Genomic DNA, 17,308 nt, shown 5'->3' with positions numbered 1-17,308 from the left:
TTACGGCCGGGGCTTGTTCGCGAACACCCACCGGTTGCCCGCCAGAGCGTCGTTCTGCTCGGGCAGCGGGCCGCGTCCGTGCCGACGGGTGAAGTCGAACGGGGTGTGGACCGAGGTGGACCAGCCCTTGCCCGCCAGATCACCTGCGGAGTCGGGCCGCGGCTCTCCGTCGAACAGGGTGAGCAGGTCGATGCCGATCCGGTTTTTCGTCGAGGTGTAGATCGGGCTGTCGCGGTATTCCAGCAGGTCCTTTTCGAGCTTGACCTCGAATGCGAGAGCACTTCCCCCGGTGCTCAACTGGTCCACCATGTCGATGAGGTAGGTCTCGGCGGCGTTGGGCAGATAGAACAGCAACCCCTCGGCCAGCCAGACGCTCGGTGCGGCCGGGTCGAAGCCGGCGTCGGTCAACGCCTGGACCCAGTCGGCGCGCAGATCGATCGGGATCGGTACGCGCGCCGCCTTCGGGGTGGCCGACAGCCCGTCGAGCACCTTGTGCTTGAACGCCAGCACGCCTTCCCTGTCGATCTCGAAGACCACGCAGCCGGCAGGCCAATCGAGTCGGAACGCCCGCGCATCCAACCCCGCCCCGAGCAGGACCACTTGGCGGGCACCGGCGTGCACCGACCGGAGAAGGAAGTCGTCAAGGACCCTCGTCCGCAGACCGAAGTAGCGCGCAAAGCGCCCCCAGAGCGGGTCCGCGTCCCCGTCCGGCACCTGCTGCATGCGGACCGGCCAGCCTGCGGACGCCGGTGCGGCGAGCACAAAGTGCTCTGCGTAGACGTCCCGGGCCAGGCTGTCGCGGCGGTGGGTCTCGATCGCCCGTGCCGCGGCGACCAGGAGAGCGGTCAGGCCGACACCCCCTTCCACGCCTTCCACACCGGCGTTCTGATGCGCTGTGCCGACCATGCGTCCTCCCTTGGGGCGAATTGAGACCACGAACAGCGAGGAACGCGAAAGATGGTATCGGATGGCGCAAATGGAATTCGGTAATGATCGGCGTCCCGCAGCCTCCTCACTATCCAGCCGACGATCGTCCCTTGCACGAACAAGCCAATAGGATTCACCCGAATAGGTGAATTTCGCCTGGCGGCGGGTTCGCTACGAACGGAACGGCCTGAGCGTGGCACGGACCTGGTCCGCCGCACCCCAGTCGTGCTCGTACTGGGCGATGACGGCCAAGTGCTGCCGCAACTGGATGATCGGCATCCTGGCAGGCCAGTCGTCGTCGAGCCCGGTCAGCTCCGCGTACCGCGCGAAGAACCGCTTCGCTTCGGGCGGGTGCGGCGAACTCCACAGATGGGCCAGATCCACTTCGGCCCACATATAGGAGACGGCCGGGTCGATCAGAGCGGGCTGCCCGTCCCGGGTCGCGAGGATGTTGTGCGCCCACAGGTCACCGTGGGTCAGGCAGGCCGGCCGGGAAGGCAGCAGTTCGGGCAGCCGCTCGCACAGCCGCTCCAGCGCCCGCCGGTCCCTTTCGTCCAGCGCCGCCCGTACCCGGGGCTCCGGCAGCCAGCGGAGCAGGCGGCTGCGGGCGAAGAAGGCATGACCGTCGGTGTCCCAGGTGTTGTCCTGCCGGTAGCGCCCCAGCCAGTTGTCGCGGGACCAGCCGAAGCGGTCGTGCACGGTGGTGGTGTGCAGCCGCGCGAGAGTGTGGGCGAGCCGCTCCCAGAAGTCCTCCCGGGCCGGACGCGCCTCCAGAACGGACAGCACCAGCACATCCCGGCCCGCGTACACCACCTCCGGGGTGGCGGCCCCGCCCAGCTCGCGCAACGCCCGAAGCCCTTCGGCCTCCGCTGCGAACAGGCCGTCAGCAGGGGTCTCCCGGAAGGCCTTCACAAACACCGGCGGACCCTCGCGGCGCGTCGCGATACCCGCGAGGGCAGCCACTCCCCCCTCGGCCGGGGTCACCGACACCGCATCGCTCAGCCCGGCCCGGCGCAGCCGGTCCAGAAGCAGGGAGGGGATGGGCATGGGCGTGCACGCTACATCACGGCCCGGTGGTTCCGTCAGCTGGCCTTGACCAGGTCGGTGATGCGGGTGGTGCTGCGCCGGAGCCTGCGCGGCAGCCGCAGCGTGGAACAGGGGATACCGGGCGTCAGGACCGAAGGGTTCAGCGGGGGCGGTTGAAGCGGAGGGCGAGGGCTGGGCACTGGTTGACGGCTCGCTGGGCGTCGTTCTCCAGCCAGACCGGGATCGGGGCGTTGGAGACCACGGGGAAGCCGTGGGCGTCCAGGCTGAAGAGTTCGGGGGCCAGGGCCGCGCAGAGGCCGTGGGCCCGGCAGCGTTGCCAGTCGACCACGAGGGTGGGGCCGTTGAGGTGGTCCTGGTCCTGGCCGGGGCCCCAGGGGGAGAGCGGCATCACACCGCGCACCCGTCGGCCGCAGCCGCCGCGCAGGCTGTGGTTGGCCAGGTCGTCGGTGAAGGCGGTGAGCGCGGAGAGGATGAAGCGGGAGGACCCGTCCGGGTGGGAGCAGGCACCCTGGCCGATCACCCCGCCGGCGATCCGGCGGGCCTCCTCCAGGGCGCGGGTGCCGCCGCCGCCGTTGGCGAGGTCGGTGAGGACCCGGGCCAGGTTGGGCAGGCCCATCCGGCAGGGGCCGCACTGCCCGGCGGACTGCACGGCCAGCCAGTCGGCGATCCGGGCGGCCTCCCCCAGGGGGCAGGTGTCCTCCGGGATGGGGATGACGATGCCGGCGCCGAAGGAGCCGCCCGCCGCCGACATTCCGGCCCGGGAGCAGGGCGCCTTCACGGCGGCGTCGGCGTCCAGGAACATGCCGTGGTAGCCGCCGACCAGCACGCCCTGGCCGGGGGAGACCCCGGCGGCGTCCAGGACGTCGCCGAGCAGGGTGCCGGCCGGGGTCTCCACGATCAGCGGCCGCTTGGCGTCCGGGCGGTTGATGGTGAGCAGTACGGTGCCGGGCTCGGCCTTGGTGCCGATCACCGTGTAGGCGTCGGGCCCCAGCCGGGCGGCGATGCCGAGTTGGGAGAAGGTCTCCGCGTTGGAGAGCAGGGTGGGGCGGCCGTCGACGCCGCCGTTGCCGCCGTCCGAGGTGCGGATCTTGCGGCTGGGCGGGATGGCGGGCAGGCCGTTGACCCCGCGTACCAGGGAGCCGCCCTCGCCGGAGGTGAACCGCTCGGGCTGGCAGACCACCCGGACCGGGATGTCCCAGCGGCGTTCGGCCACGGCGGGCGGCATGGAGGTGACGCCGGGGCTGCCCTCGTCCACGCCGATGGCCAGCGAGGCGGCGCCCAGCGCGTCGGCGACCAGGCTCGCCCCGTCCAGGATCACGTGCGGGGCGCGGGCCAGCAGCATCCGGTCCTTGGCGCTGCCGGGCTCGCCCTCGGTCGCGTTGACCACCACGGCGGGGGCGATGCGCTGCCGCTCCACGGTCTTCAGGACCGCCTGGAGCTTGCGGGCGAAGGGGAAGCCGGCGCCGCCCTTGCCCTTGAGCTTGATCCGCTCGGCCAGGGCGATCAGCCCGTCCAGGTCGTAGCGGGGCAGCGGGCCGTGGGTCAGCTGGTGCGCGGTGTAGTCGAGTCGGACGGCGGAGTCCAGCCCGGCGGTGAGGCGGGCGGGGCCGATCCGGAGGACCTCCGGAACGTCGTCCACGACGGGGGTGGTCATCAGCGGGCCTGCCAGGGGTCGGCGGAGTAGGCGGCGGGAACCGAGCCATAGGCCGGGCCGGCGCCGGGGGCGCCGGGGGCGGCGGGGTTGGGCGCGGGGGCCGGGGGCTGGGGCTGGGGCTGGGATTGCGGCTGGGGCTGCGGGGCGGCGGGGTAGCCGTATCCGGCGGTGGGCACCTGGGGGATGGCACCGGTGGCGAAGGGGTCCACCGGGGCGGCGGGGGCGGGCGGGAAGTACTGGAGCGGTGCGGCGGCGGCCCCGAGGGTCACCCCGGGCGCCTGGACCTGCGGGAAGGAGCCGGTGGCGAACGGGTCGGCGGGCTGTGCGGCGGGCGGCTGGGCGACGGGGTACCCGCCGGTGGGGTACTGCCCGCCGGGGTAGCCGTAGCCGGGCTGCGGCTGCGGCTGCGGTTGCGGCTGGGGTTGGACCTGAACCTGGGGCTGGACCTGGGACTGCGCGGCCGCATATGCGGCGGCGGTGTACGGGTCGCCGGTGTAGGGGACCCCGGCGGCCTGCGCTGCGGCGTACTGCTGACGGCCCACGTCGAGCAGGGCGTTGAGTTCGCCGGTGTCCCACTCGGCGGCGAAGCTGGCGGCGAACTCGCCGGTGTCGAACACCGCGCCGACCGGCTGGGGGACCGGCTGGGCGACGGGCTGCTGCGGCGCCATCGGCTGCTGGTACTGCGGCTGCATCGGCTCGGGCTGCGGCATCGGCTGCTGCATGGGCTGCTGCTGCATGGACTGCTGGGGCATCGGCTGCTCGGCGGCGGCAACAGCAGGCTCGGCCGAGGTGAGGTACGACGGCGCGGTGGGCAGAACGGCGGTCTGGTCCGGTCCGGCGGCGACGGCAGGCTCCGGCTCGGGAGCGGTCGACCCGGGGATGGGGATGTCGCGGGTGAGCGGGATGTCCTGGCCGGCCGCCGCAGCGGTACGCTCCCGGCGGTCTGCGGCCGGGCGGCGGTCGCCGCTGTCGGCGGAGACCATCAGGTCGCGGGCCATCAGCTTGCGGGTGGACTCCAGCTCGGCAGCGCTCTTCCCGGTGTTGCCGAGGGCGCGGACCAGTACGGCCAGCGCGACGGCGGCCACGCAGAGCCCATAGCCCCAGAGCACGTACCACTTGCCGGGGCGTCCGGCGGTGAGCCCGTGGGCGAGGGCGATCAGCCAGGAGGCGTACCCCATCACATGGATCGGCCGCCACATCCACGGGTAGCGGCCGTGGGCGAACCTGCTGCGCAGGATGCCGGTGACCGCGACGCCCACCATCAAGTGGGCGGCGACGGTGCCCAGCCCGACGGCGACCGGGGTGCCGACGCCGCCGAGCGGGATGACGCCGTCCACCGGGGCGGCCTCACCGAAGGAGATCTTCACCACGATGTGCAGCACCAGGGCACCGAGGGCGGCGGTGGAGATGCCCCGGTGCACGGACTGCGAGAAGACCCGCTGATGCGGCTTCAGGACCGACTGGTTGGTGGAGATCAGGCCCCACACCACCGAGCCGGTGAGCGAGATCAGGGTGACCACGCCGATGAAGAAGTCGAGGAAGTTGAGCACCCCCAGCGACGCGCCGTCCATCCACGACTTGCCCGCCGGGCTGGAGAAGGCCCTCACTGCGGTCGAGGTGATGGTCACCGCGACCGTGACGAGCACCAGGAACAGCGGGAACGGCAGGCGTTTGCGGCTCGCCGTCCCTCCGGTGGCTGCGTCGCGCAGGCGGGCGGCGCCCCGCAGTGCGGCGCGGCGTCGCGGCTGTGAGCTGTTGGTGTTCACGAAGGGCCCTCCATGGTCTTGGCCCGAAAGCCGATGACATGGCGATGCTATGCCGAGGCAGTGGCCCGGACGGCCGTATACGCATTCCGGGGAATTGTTCACCGCCAGCGTTAGGGGGCTCTTAGGACTCGCTTAGGGTGCGGGCGCAGGCTGCGATCTTTGCCCGTTTTGTCCACAACCCGCCTGCTGCGGAGGGTGGTTGCGGACCGAGCGCCGCCGTGCGGACGCACTCCTCCGGGATTTCTGAAATCCCCGCAACGCAATCAGCGGAATTCCCCGGGCCGGAATTCCATGGCATATCCGAAAGGCCCGGGAAAACCCCGCCGACCCCGTGCCCCGGCCCGCTCGGCGGCCCCCCTGCGCCGCGCGCTGGACCGCGCGTTACCGTTCCGGGCATGGCGGACCTGTCACCCCGGCAGAACGACGAGCTGGTGCGCATCCTGTCCCACCTCGACTGGGGGCCGGAGCGGCTCGCGGCCGAGGTCAACGCGGTCGTCGGCGACCAGGCGGCGATCAACCGGACCACGCCCTACCACTGGCGCGACCGGGGCCGGGTCCCCCGGCCGCCGTACGACCAGGTCGTCTGCGAGGTGCTCAGCCGGGCGCTCGGCATCGCCGTCACCTACCAGCAGCTGTGGGCCGCCATGGGACCCGGCCGGGGCGCCAGGACCCTCTCCGCGCGGCTGCTCACCGACGACTGGACGCCGGAGTTCGCCCGCGCCGCCCTCGCCGACGCCACCGCCGGCGCCCCCGTGCGGTTGCAGCGCCCGGCCGACCTCTTCCGCCCCGACGGACTCCGCCTGGTCGCGCGGCACTGGGCCGGCAGCGACTCCCCGCCGCCGGTCGGCACCGGGCCGCTGCCGGTGGGTCCGTCCCATGTGGCGGAGTTGCGCGGCACCTCCGACAGCAAGCACCGGCTGGAGCTGTCCTTCGGCGGCGGGCTGGTGCTGGAGTCCGCCCGCCGCGAGCTCGGCGTGCTGGTCAAGCTGCTGGAGCTGGGCGCGTACGACGAGGCGACCGGCCGCGAGCTGTACGGGGTGGCGGCCCGGCTCGCCCGGCTGGCCGGCTGGGCCGCCGCCGACGCCTGCGACGAGGTCACCGCCCAGCGCTGCTTTGTCGCCGCGCTGCGCGCCGCCCATGTCTCCGGGGACGTCCGGATGGGCGCCTCGGTGATCGGCTGCCTGGCCGCGCAGGCGACCTTCCTGCCGAACCTGGAACGGGAGGCGGTGACCCTGGTCGGTATGGCGCTGGAGGCCGCCGGCAGCGCGCACACCGCCGCCGAGCGGGCGTTGCAGTACGGCAGGATGGCCCGCGCCCTCGGCCGGCTCGGGGAGCGGCCCGCCGCAGAGGCGGCGGCCGACCGGGCGCTCGCCGAGATCGGGCCGGAGGGCGATCCGCAGGAGCGGGCGGACCTGCACCGGATGCTGGGGGAGTGCTTCCTCTTCCTCGGCGTGCGGCAGCGCGCCCGGCGCCATCTGGAGGCGGCCGTGGCGGGGATCGCGCCGGAGCAGGCCCGGGCCAGGGCGCTCGCCCTGGTGCGGCTGGCCGAGTGCTGCCTGCTCGACGGGCGGCCCGAGGCGGCCGAGCAGGCGGCGGACCGGGCACGCGGGCTGGCGGCGGGCATGCTGTCGATCCGGGTGGCGACGGCGCTGAAGGAGTTCGACGCCGCCCTGCGCGCTCCGCGCACGGAGCGGCGGGCCGCCCCGGCCGAGGGCCGCGCGGGCGGTGGCGCCCCTGCGGTACCCTGACCCCATGCGAACCGTGCGCCTGCTCCTTAGCCGGCCGCGCTGACCAGCACCGGCCGACGCCTGGCGGACAGGCCGGAGTCGGCGCGGCGACCCCTCATGCGAGGGGTTTTTTCATTTCCGGCTGACATGACGGTTCGCTATCTGACACCGATGGAGTCCTGAGGACGATGAGCGAGACGACCCCCGCTGCGGGCGCGGCCGAGACCGCCGCCGGCGAGCCCTTCCGCTACACAGCTGCCCTGGCTGCCGACATCGAGGCGCGCTGGCAGGACCTGTGGGAGAAGGAGGGGACGTTCAACGCCCCCAACCCGACCGGCCCGCTGGCCGATCCCGCAGCCGGCGACATCACCGGCAAGCCGCATGCCTTCATCATGGACATGTTCCCGTACCCCTCGGGTGCGGGCCTGCACGTCGGGCACCCGCTCGGGTACATCTCCACCGACGTCTACGCCCGCTTCAAGCGGATGACCGGCCACAACGTCCTGCACACCCTGGGCTACGACGCCTTCGGCCTGCCCGCCGAGCAGTACGCGGTGCAGACCGGCACCCACCCCCGGGTCTCCACCGAGGGCAACATCGAGGTGTTCCGCGCCCAGCTGCGCCGCCTGGGCCTGGGCCACGACTCCCGCCGGTCGATCGCCACCATCGACCCGGACTACTACCGCTGGACCCAGTGGATCTTCCTGAAGATCTTCGAGTCCTGGTACGACGAGTCCGCCGACCGGGCCCGGCCGATCGCCGAGCTGGTCGAGCAGTTCACCACCGGTGAGCGCGCCACCCCGGACGGCCGTCCCTGGGCGGCGCTGACCTCCACCGAGCGCGACGAGCTGCTGGGCGAGTACCGGCTGGCCTACGCCAAGGAGGTACCGGTCAACTGGTGCCCCGGCCTGGGCACCGTGCTGGCCAATGAGGAGGTCACCGCCGACGGGCGCTCCGAGCGCGGCAACTTCCCGGTCTTCAAGGCCAAGCTGCGCCAGTGGATGATGCGGATCACCGCCTACGCGGACCGCCTGATCGCCGACCTGGACCTGCTGGACTGGCCCGAGGCGATCAAGCTCCAGCAGCGCAACTGGATCGGCCGCTCCCAGGGCGCCCGGGTGGACTTCGCGGTGGACGCCGACGGCGGCGCCGCCGTCACCGTCTTCACCACCCGCCCCGACACCCTGTTCGGCGCCACGTACATGGTGCTGGCCCCCGAACACGATCTGGTCGACCGGATCATCCCCGCCGCCTGGCCGGAGGGCGTCCGCGCGGACTGGACCGGCGGCGCGGCCACCCCCGCCGAGGCGGTCGCCGCCTACCGCGCCGAGGCCGCCGCCAAGTCCGACGTGGAGCGGCAGGCCGACGCCAAGGTGAAGACCGGCGTCTTCACCGGCGCCTACGCGGTCAACCCGGTGAGCGGCGAGCGGATCCCGGTCTTCATCGCCGACTACGTACTGATGGGCTACGGCACCGGCGCCATCATGGCGGTGCCCGCCCACGACTCCCGTGACTTCGCCTTCGCGCGGGCCTTCGGTCTGCCGATGCGCTGCGTGGTGCAGCCGAGCGACGACCGCGGCACCGACCCGTCCACCTGGGACGACGCCTTCGACTCCTATGACGCGGCGATCATCGCCTCCGCCAATGACTCGGTCACCCTGGACGGCCTGGGCGTGCCCGAGGCCAAGAAGCGGATCACCGACTGGCTGGCCGAGCGCGGCCTGGGCGAGGGCACCGTCAACTACCGGCTGCGCGACTGGCTCTTCAGCCGCCAGCGCTACTGGGGCGAGCCCTTCCCGATCGTCTACGACGAGGACGGCGTGGCCCACGCGCTGCCCGAGTCGATGCTGCCGGTCGAGCTGCCGGAGATCGACGACTACTCGCCGCGCACCTTCGACCCGGACGACGCGGCGACCTCCCCGGAGACCCCGCTCTCCCGGGCCGAGGAGTGGGTCCACGTCGAACTGGACCTCGGCGACGGGCCCAAGCGCTACCGCCGCGAGACCAACACCATGCCCAACTGGGCCGGCTCCTGCTGGTACGAGCTGCGCTATGTCGACCCGCTCTCCAGCGACGTGGTCGTCGACCCGGCCGCCGAGCGGTACTGGATGGGCCCCCGGGACGGCAAGCCGGCCGGCGGCGCCGACCTGTACGTCGGCGGTGCCGAGCACGCCGTACTGCACCTGCTGTACGCCCGCTTCTGGCACAAGGTGCTCTTCGACCTGGGGTACGTCTCCTCCTTCGAGCCGTTCCACAAGCTGTACAACCAGGGCATGATCACCGCCTGGGTCTACCGCGACGCGCGGGGCTTCGCGGTGCCCGCCGCCGAGGTCGAGGAGCGCGACGGCCAGTACTACTGGCAGGGCCAGGAGGTCCGCCGCGAGGCGGGCAAGATGGGCAAGTCGCTGAAGAACACCGTGGCGCCCGACCAGATCGCCGAGCAGTACGGCGCCGACACGCTGCGCCTGTACGAGATGGCGATGGGCCCGCTGGACGTCTCCCGCCCCTGGGAGGACCGGGCGGTCGTCGGCTCCTACCGCTTCCTCCAGCGGCTCTGGCGCAATGTGGTGGACGAGGAGACCGGCGAGCTGGTCGTCACCGACGAGGAGCCGGACGACGCGACCCTGCGCGCCCTGCACCGGGCGGCCGACGGCATCCGGGGCGACATGGAGGGGCTGCGCTTCAACACCGCCGTCGCCAAGGCCATCGAGCTCAACAACCACCTGGTCAAGCGCGGCTCCACGCCGCGCGCGGTGGCCGAGCGGCTGGTGCTGCTGGTCGCGCCGCTGGCCCCGCACATCGCCGAGGAGCTGTGGCGCCGCCTGGGCCACGCCGAGTCGCTGGCCTTCGCCGACTACCCGGTGCCCGACCCGGCGTACCTGGTGGACGAGACCGTGACCTGCGTGGTGCAGATCAAGGGCAAGGTCAGGGCCCGGCTGGAGGTCCCGCCTGGCATCGGCGAGCAGGAGCTGGAGGCGGCGGCGCTGGCCGACGAGGCCGTGGTCCGGGCGATCGGCGGCGCGGCCGTCCGCAAGGTGGTCGTCCGGGCGCCCAAGCTGGTCAACATCGTCACCGGCTGACAGCTGTCGCTGCGGGGCCGGGCGGAGGGTCCTTCCTCCGCCCGGCCCCGCCCCATGTCGGGGCAGTACGTCGGGGGAAACCCCGAACTGTCCCTGAACTCCGGGAACCCGCCCGGATTGTCCGGTCGTTGGCCCTGCGGACCCGGCTACGGTGGAACCACCGGAACGGCAGGACCGGACATCCCGAGCGGGGCCCTTCCGGTGGTCCCGCCCTCGTGCGGAGGTGGCACCCATGGAGGCGGTCGGCATCGTGGTCGGCATCGTGGCGCTGTTCGTCCTCGGCCTGATCGCCCTGATGGTGGTCGCGGCGGTCAAGGCGGGGAAGGCCGTCAGCCGCAAGGTCGAGCAGCACGGCACCCAGGCCCGCCGCGCGGTCGAGGACGCCACCCTCAGGGCCCGCAAGTACACCCAGACGGGTCCGCAGGGCCGGATCGCCGCCCTCCGGCTGGAGGTCCGCGACTCGCTCGCGGGGACGCGCCGGGTGCTGGAGTCCGGCGTCACCGGGGATCCACAGCTCGCCGAAGCCCTGCACCTGCTCGCCCAGCTGGACGAGCACGCCCAGGCCCTCGACGGGGAGCTGCGGCTGTTGGAGCGTGAGACCGGTACCCAGCGGCTGGACGCCAAGCTGCCCGAACTGCGCGAGCGCGCCGACCGCATCACCCACGCCGCCGAGTCGCTGCGCTGGGCGGCGCAGGACCGGGCGCAGCACTTCTCGGACAGCGAGCTGATCCGGCTCAGCCGGGAGTGCGAGACCGAGGCGGGCGCGCTGCGGCACTGGACGCCGACTGCGGCCGGGGCGGCCGGGGCGGCGGCGGCCGGTGGTGCTGCCGACGGCGCTTCCGCTGGTTCGGGCGCCGAGGAGCAGCGGCGGCAGCGGCGCGGACTCGCCGCCGGACGGGGCGTGAGCGCCGCCGAGGCCCTTGGGCTCGGCGACCCCCGGCTGAGGCTCGCGGACCGGCTCCGCAAGCCCCGTCCCGACCCCGGCACTCCGACTGCCCGCTGACCACCGCCGTCCCGCCGCCACCTGCGGCGAAGCGCCCCCTGCCGGGCACTGCCACTGTCCTGGGCCGCCGCCTGGAGGTAACCTCCCGCACATGCCCGTCCACGTTGCGCTTGTCACCGATTCCACGGCCTATCTGCCGCAGGACGCCGTGGACCGCCACCGCATCGGTGTGGTGCCGCTCAGTGTGGTGATGGGCGACGAGGTACTTGCCGAAGGCATCGAGGTCTCGCCGAAGGACGTCGCACAGGCACTGCGGGCCCGCCGATCGGTGACCACCTCCCGGCCGAGCCCGGAGTCCTTCGCCGCCGCCTACCGGGCTGCCGCCGAGGCGGGCGCCGACGCGGTGGTCTCGCTCCACCTGTCGGCCGAACTGTCCGGCACCTACGAAGCGGCCCAGCTCGCCGCCGAATCGGCCGGACTGCCGGTCCGGGTGGTCGACACCCGGCTGGTGGGCATGGCGCTCGGCTACTGCGTACTGGCCGCCGCAGCCGCCGCCGAGGACGGCGGCGACCTGGAGGAGGTCGCGGCGGCGGCGGAGAAGCGGGCGGGCAGCGCCACCGGGTACTTCTACGTCGACACCCTGGAGTACCTGCGGCGCGGCGGTCGGATCGGCGCCGCCCGGGCGCTGCTGGGCTCCGCACTCGCCGTCAAGCCGCTGCTGCACCTCTCCGGCGGCCGTATCGAGCCGCTGGAGAAGGTCCGCACCGCCTCCCGGGCCATCGCGCGGCTGGAGGAGATCGCCGTGGAGCAGGCGGGCGAGGCCGAGGTGGACATCGCCGTCCACCACCTCGCCGCCGAGGACCGCGCCGAACCCCTGGCCGAACGGCTGCGCGCCCGCATCCCCGGCCTGCGGGACCTGTACGTCGGCGAGGTCGGCGCCGTCATCGGCGCCCACGTCGGCCCGGGACTGCTTGCCGTGGTGGTCTCGCCCCGCTGAATGTCAATGCGGTGCGTGGCATTTAACGCCTGAGGGTGAATGGAGTTATCCACAGCCCGGGGTTGTCCACAGGCGGCGGACGTCTTCGCCCCGACCGCTCGGCGCAGCCCTACTGTCCATGGCCATGAGAGCTATGACCCCATCCGGCACCCGCCGCCGGCCAACCACCGAGACCGTCCGCCACCGCCTCCAGACCCTCCTCCCCGCCGCCCCCGCCTCACCCCGAGTCCCGCCGGACGCCCTGCTCCCACCCGAGCTTCCCCGCGCCCACGGGCTGCCCGATGCCGCCCCCGGCCTCGCCCCCGGATGGCAGGCCGCACCTTCCCCGCCGCCCGATGCAGCGCCCGTCCCTGACCTCGCCCCCGCCGACCGATGGCAGGCCGCACCCTCGGCGACACCGGATGCCGCCCCCGGCCTTGCACCCGCCGACCGATGGCAGGCCGCACCCCCGGCGCCGCCCGATGCGGTGCCCGTCCCGGGCCTCGCCCCCGCCGATCGATGGCAGGCCGCGTCCTCGGCGCCGCCGGATGCCGTGCCTGACCTCGCACCCGCCGACCGATGGCAGGCCGCGTCCTCGGCGCCGCCGGATGCCGTGTTGTTGCCAGGGCTTCCGTGCGGTGACGGGCTGCCCAGTGCCGTCGCGGATGGGGTGCCCGCCCCCGGCCTCGCCTCCGCCGATCGATGGCAGGCCGTACCCTCAGCGCTGCCGGATGCCGCCCCCGGTCTCGCCCCCGCCCCCGCCGACCCATGGCAGGCCGCCGATCTCCCCACCCCAGCGCCGCTGAATTCCGTGCCGATTCCCAAGCCTCGCCACCCCGATCGCCCCGCACCCTCGGTGCTGGTGGGTGCCCTGCCCGGGCCCGCCCCGGATCCTCCGCACGCCGACTGGCCGTACGCGGCGGCGCTCTCGCCGCCGGAGCCCAAAGCCTCACCAGGCCCTGCGCACACCGACCGGCTGCCCCTGTCCCCACCCCAGCCCTCGTCACCGTCCGCCGCCGACCCCCTCTCCGAGCCTCCAGGTGCCGCCGCCCCCTGGCCGAGGCGATGGTTCCCGCCCGGCCTGGCGGGGGCGCTGGACCTTGACCGCAGGGCCCTGGTCGGACTCCTGGTGCTGCTCCTGCTGGCGGTCGGATACGGCGTCCAGCACTTCTGGCTCGGCCGCCCGCAGCAGGTCTCCGTACCCGTCACCGCCGCACCCGCCTCCCCGGCCGGAACCACGCCCGGTCCCACTCCCGAGGCAGCCGCATTCGGCGAGGCCGCCCCGGCTGGGGCCGTTGCTCCCCGGCCCTCACCCGGTCCGGTGGCCGAGGTCGTGGTGGACGTGTCCGGGAAGGTCCGCCACCCCGGGCTGCGTACCCTGCCACGCGGCTCCCGGGTGGCCGACGCGCTCCGCGCGGCCGGCGGCCCCGTACGCGGAGCCGACACCACCGGGCTCAACCTCGCCCGCGTCCTCACCGACGGCGAACAGATCCTCGTCGGCGCCCCGGGCGGCGCACCGGGTCCGGCCGCGCAGCCGACCGGGGGAGCGCCCGCCGGCCCGATCAGCCTCAACACCGCCACCGTCGACCAACTCGACGCCCTCCCCGGCGTGGGGCCGGTCCTCGCCCGCCACATCATCGAATACCGGGACGCCCACGGCGGCTTCACCTCCGTCGAACAGCTCAGACAGGTCACCGGCATCGGCGACCGCAAGTACGCGGAGCTGAGCCCCCTGGTCACCCCCTGATGCGCCGCCAGGCAGAGGCCCGCCGCCCCGCATGAGCAACCGTCCCGCCCCCACCGCAGAACCACGACCCGACCGACCCGACCGACCCGACCCGCCAGCCCCACCGACCACCCCCCGCCCTGACCTGCGCCTGCTGCCACCCGCCGCCACCGCCTGGGCGACCACGGCGGCCCTGCTCCCCACCGACCATCGCCACACCCCGCTGGTCCTGACCACCGCAGCCCTGGCAGTACTCGCCGCCCTGCCGCTGCTCGCCCGAGGCCGCCGCCATGGACTCCCGGCGGTGCTGCTGACCGCCGCCGCAGCAGCGTCAGCCACCACCCTCCACACCGCCGACCTGCACCGAGGCCCACTCCCCGCACTCGCCCGACTCCACTCCCAGGCCACCGTCGAACTCACCCTCACCAGCGATCCCGTCGCCCTCGGCCCCCGGGTCCGAGGCTCCGGACGCGGCCAGTCCATGGTGGTCATCCACGCCCGCGCCGACCGGGTCACCGCCCGGACCACCGGCACCACCACGACCAGGACACCCGTCACCGTCATCGCCCAGGGCACCGCCGCCGCACAGTGGCTGCCGCTGCTCCCCTCCACCCGGGTCGCCGCCGACACCACGGCACTGCCACCCTCCGACCCCGCCGAACCCACCGCCGCCGTCCTGCTGACCAGGGCCCCGCCCCGCCTGCTCGCACCGCCCAGCGCCGTGCAGCGGGCCGCAGGCAGCCTCCGCCAGGGGCTCCGCCGCGCCGCCGACCCGCTGGCCCCCGACGCCCGCGCCCTGCTCCCGGGGCTGGTCGTCGGCGACACCTCCCGCCTCCCCGACGACCTGCGCGACGCCTTCCGGACCACCGACCTCGCCCACCTCACCGCAGTCAGCGGTGCCAACCTGTCGATCATCCTGGCCGTCCTGCTGGGCTCCCCCTCCCGGGCGGCCACCCCGGAACGCGGCGGTCTGGCGGCCCGGCTCGGGTTGCCGCTGCGTACCACCGCCGCCGCAGGCACCGCCCTCACCGCCGCCTTCGTCGTCCTGTGCCGCCCCGAACCCAGCGTGCTGCGGGCCGCAGCCACCGGCCTGATCGGTCTGCTGGCCCTCGCCGCCGGGCGCCGCAGCCACGCCCTGACCGCCCTGTCCGCCGCCGTCCTGCTACTCCTGCTCGCCGACCCCTGGCTGGCCCGGGACTACGGCTTCCTGCTCTCCGTCCTGGCCACCGCCGGGCTGCTCACCCTCGGGCCGCGCTGGTCCGCCGCGCTGGCCAGGCGCGGCTGGCCGGTACGCCTCGCCGAGGCCACCGGCGCCGCCTCCGCAGCCCAGGCGTTCTGCGGTCCGGTCATCGTCCTGCTCACCGCCCGGGTGAGCCTGGTCGCCGTACCCTGCAACCTGCTCGCCGAACTGGCCGTCGCCCCGGCCACCCTGGTCGGCTTCGCCGCCCTCGCCATCGCACCGGTCTCCGCGACCGTGGCCGGTCTGCTCGCCCGGCTGGCGGGCATCCCCACCGGCTGGCTCGCCGCCGTCGCCCGGCATGGAGCGGCACTGCCCGGCGCCCAGGTCGCCTGGCCCGCCGGCTGGGCGGGCGCGGCAGCCCTGGCCGTGGTCACCGCCGCCGCTGCCTGCGCCGCCCCGGCGGTACTGCCCCGGCTGCGCCGCCACCCCTTCCTGACGGTGCTGCTGGTCCTCGCCCTGCTGGCCACCCTGCTCCGCCCACCGCTGCTCACCCGGATCGCCACCGGCTGGCCGCCGCCCGGCTGGCGGCTGGTGATGTGCGACGTGGGCCAGGGCGACATGGCCGTGCTGCCCGCCGCTCCGGGCGCCGCCCCGGACACCGCCGTGGTGATCGACACCGGCCCCGACCCGCGTGCCGCCGACGCCTGCCTGCGCTCGCTGGGCGTCACCCGCGTCGCCCTGGTGATCCTCACCCACTTCCACGCCGACCATGTCGAAGGACTCCCGGGGGTGCTCCATGGCCGTACCGTCGCCGCCGTCCAGACCACCACCCTGGACGACCCACCCGGCGAGGAGGCCCGGGTGCTGCGCTGGGCCGCCCGCTCCGGCGTGCCCGTCGTCCGCGCGGCGCCACGCGAACACCGCACCGCCGCCCCCGGGGTGACCTGGGACGTGCTCTGGCCCGACGGCCCGGCCGCACCCGACGCCCCCGGCCCCAACAACTCCAGCATCGCCGCCGTCGCCATCGTCCACGGACTGCGGATCGCCCTCCTCGGCGACCTCGAACCGCCCGCCCAGGCCCACCTGCTCGCCCATGGCGCCGCCGCGCTGGGCCGGGTCGACGTCCTCAAGGTCGCCCACCACGGCTCCGCCCACCAGGACTGGTCCCTGACCGCCGCCCTGCACCCCCGCCTCGCCCTGATCTCCTGCGGCCAGGACAACCCCTACGGCCACCCCGCACCCGCCACCGTCGCCTACCTCACGGCCCTCGGCGCCACCGTCCTGCGCACCGACACCTCCGGCGACATCGCCGTCCTCGGCGACACCCCCGCCACCCTCCACGCCGCCGTCCACCCCCACCACCCCGACAACTGACCGCCCGTAGGCCCCCGCCCTGGGGGTTACCGCAGGTGGGTCATCGGGGCGAGGTCACTGGTACACCCGCACGTAGTCCACCAGCATCTTCTGCGGGAAGACGGTGCTCGCGTCCGGCGGGGGCTCGGCTGGTTCGTCGCCGAGGAGAACAGACTTCCGGATCGGCTCGTGGAGTCCGGCGATGCACGGGTGGTGTCCTCAGGCTCCAGGCTCCGGTAGAGCTGGTCGATCGGGTGGTGCTGTTCGGTGGTGCGGTGCATCGGCCGCCTCCCTTGCTGCCGTGACCGGTCGGGTCAGTCGGACAGGCGTCCCAGCAGGGCGCCCTGGCCGGACTGGAGGATGTGAGCGGCCTCCAGCGGAATCCAGAAGCACTCGAAGCGAGTGGGCTCCTGCTCGCCGTCGTGGTCCTCCTGGCTCATCCAGCGCTCCGGGGTGGGCTCGGTGAGCTCCAGGTGGAAGACGTGCCGGTGCTGGACCTCGAACCGGTACGGGCTGATGTCGTACTCGGTCTCGCCGAGCTTGCGGACGATCTCGAAGTCGGTCAGGCCGGTCTCCTCGCGGGCCTCCCGCAGCGCGGCGGACTCCGGAGTCTCCCCCGGGCGGATGCTGCCGGCCGGGACCTGGATGCCGACCTCCTCGTAGCTGTAGTCGGTGTGGCGGAAGACCAGGAGCCGCCCGTCGCGTACGACGTAGACGAGTACCTTCTCCTTGGTGACCTTCTCGGGCATCGGAACAACCTCCACGTGGTCGGGAATGATCAGGCTGCCGGACAGCTCTCGTGGCGGTCGGGGCGTAACCGTGGGGCTTCTACACACTCAGCGGGCAGGCATTCGGGCTGGTGAACAGCGACGGCGGGCAGCACGGAAGGCGGGGGCCGGTCGTGGGACCGGCCCCCGCCTCGGGGGTTG

General features: G+C 73.9%; 11 protein-coding genes. 6 read left to right on the top strand and 5 right to left on the bottom strand.

Annotated elements, in window-relative coordinates; translation table 11 throughout:
- The 4 genes from C7M71_RS08800 to C7M71_RS08785 all read right to left on the bottom strand — a co-directional run bounded on the left by C7M71_RS08800 (position 1) and on the right by C7M71_RS08785 (position 5,394).
- Complete coding sequence (locus tag C7M71_RS08800) at positions 1-906, bottom strand: class I SAM-dependent methyltransferase (RefSeq protein ID WP_111492104.1); 906 nt, start codon at positions 904-906, stop codon at positions 1-3.
- Between the two features lie 192 nt (positions 907-1,098).
- Positions 1,099-1,974, bottom strand: a complete 876-nt coding sequence (locus C7M71_RS08795) for a fructosamine kinase family protein (protein ID WP_111492103.1) — start codon at positions 1,972-1,974, stop codon at positions 1,099-1,101.
- Positions 1,975-2,113: 139 nt separating this feature from the next.
- Positions 2,114-3,628 carry an NADH-quinone oxidoreductase subunit NuoF family protein gene (locus C7M71_RS08790; protein ID WP_111492102.1) on the bottom strand — a complete coding sequence of 505 codons (1,515 nt, stop codon included), beginning with the start codon at positions 3,626-3,628 and terminating at the stop codon, positions 2,114-2,116.
- Positions 3,628-5,394 carry a hypothetical protein gene (locus C7M71_RS08785; protein WP_114914266.1) on the bottom strand — a complete coding sequence of 589 codons (1,767 nt, stop codon included), beginning with the start codon at positions 5,392-5,394 and terminating at the stop codon, positions 3,628-3,630. The genes C7M71_RS08790 and C7M71_RS08785 overlap by 1 nt, the downstream gene beginning before the upstream one ends.
- A gap of 395 nt (positions 5,395-5,789) precedes the next feature.
- On the opposite strand from C7M71_RS08785, the gene C7M71_RS08780 reads away from it, so the two are divergent.
- From C7M71_RS08780 to C7M71_RS08755, 6 genes are all read left to right on the top strand, one after another.
- Complete coding sequence (locus tag C7M71_RS08780; RefSeq protein WP_114914265.1) at positions 5,790-7,142, top strand: hypothetical protein; 1,353 nt, start codon at positions 5,790-5,792, stop codon at positions 7,140-7,142.
- Positions 7,143-7,309: 167 nt separating this feature from the next.
- Entirely contained in the window at positions 7,310-10,201 is a 2,892-nt protein-coding gene (gene leuS, locus C7M71_RS08775) for a leucine--tRNA ligase (protein ID WP_111492997.1), read from the top strand.
- 232 nt (positions 10,202-10,433) lie between these two features.
- Entirely contained in the window at positions 10,434-11,204 is a 771-nt protein-coding gene (locus C7M71_RS08770) for a hypothetical protein (protein WP_111492998.1), read from the top strand.
- Positions 11,205-11,295: 91 nt separating this feature from the next.
- Positions 11,296-12,141, top strand: coding sequence for a DegV family protein (locus C7M71_RS08765; protein ID WP_111492999.1), 846 nt, complete (start codon positions 11,296-11,298; stop codon positions 12,139-12,141).
- A gap of 790 nt (positions 12,142-12,931) precedes the next feature.
- Positions 12,932-13,867, top strand: a complete 936-nt coding sequence (locus tag C7M71_RS08760; protein WP_229758620.1) for a ComEA family DNA-binding protein — start codon at positions 12,932-12,934, stop codon at positions 13,865-13,867.
- A gap of 31 nt (positions 13,868-13,898) precedes the next feature.
- Positions 13,899-16,400 (top strand): ComEC/Rec2 family competence protein, encoded by a 2,502-nt coding sequence (locus C7M71_RS08755; protein ID WP_114914264.1) that lies wholly within the window; start codon positions 13,899-13,901, stop codon positions 16,398-16,400.
- Between the two features lie 293 nt (positions 16,401-16,693).
- Here the strand turns inward: C7M71_RS08755 and C7M71_RS08750 are convergent, their stop codons facing one another.
- Positions 16,694-17,128, bottom strand: a complete 435-nt coding sequence (locus C7M71_RS08750) for an NUDIX hydrolase (RefSeq protein ID WP_111494807.1) — start codon at positions 17,126-17,128, stop codon at positions 16,694-16,696.
- Positions 17,129-17,308 lie beyond the last annotated feature (180 nt).

It is taken from the genome of Peterkaempfera bronchialis (genome assembly GCF_003258605.2).
GTDB lineage: Bacteria > Actinomycetota > Actinomycetes > Streptomycetales > Streptomycetaceae > Peterkaempfera > Peterkaempfera bronchialis.
This window is presented reverse-complemented; position numbering and strand designations above follow the sequence as displayed.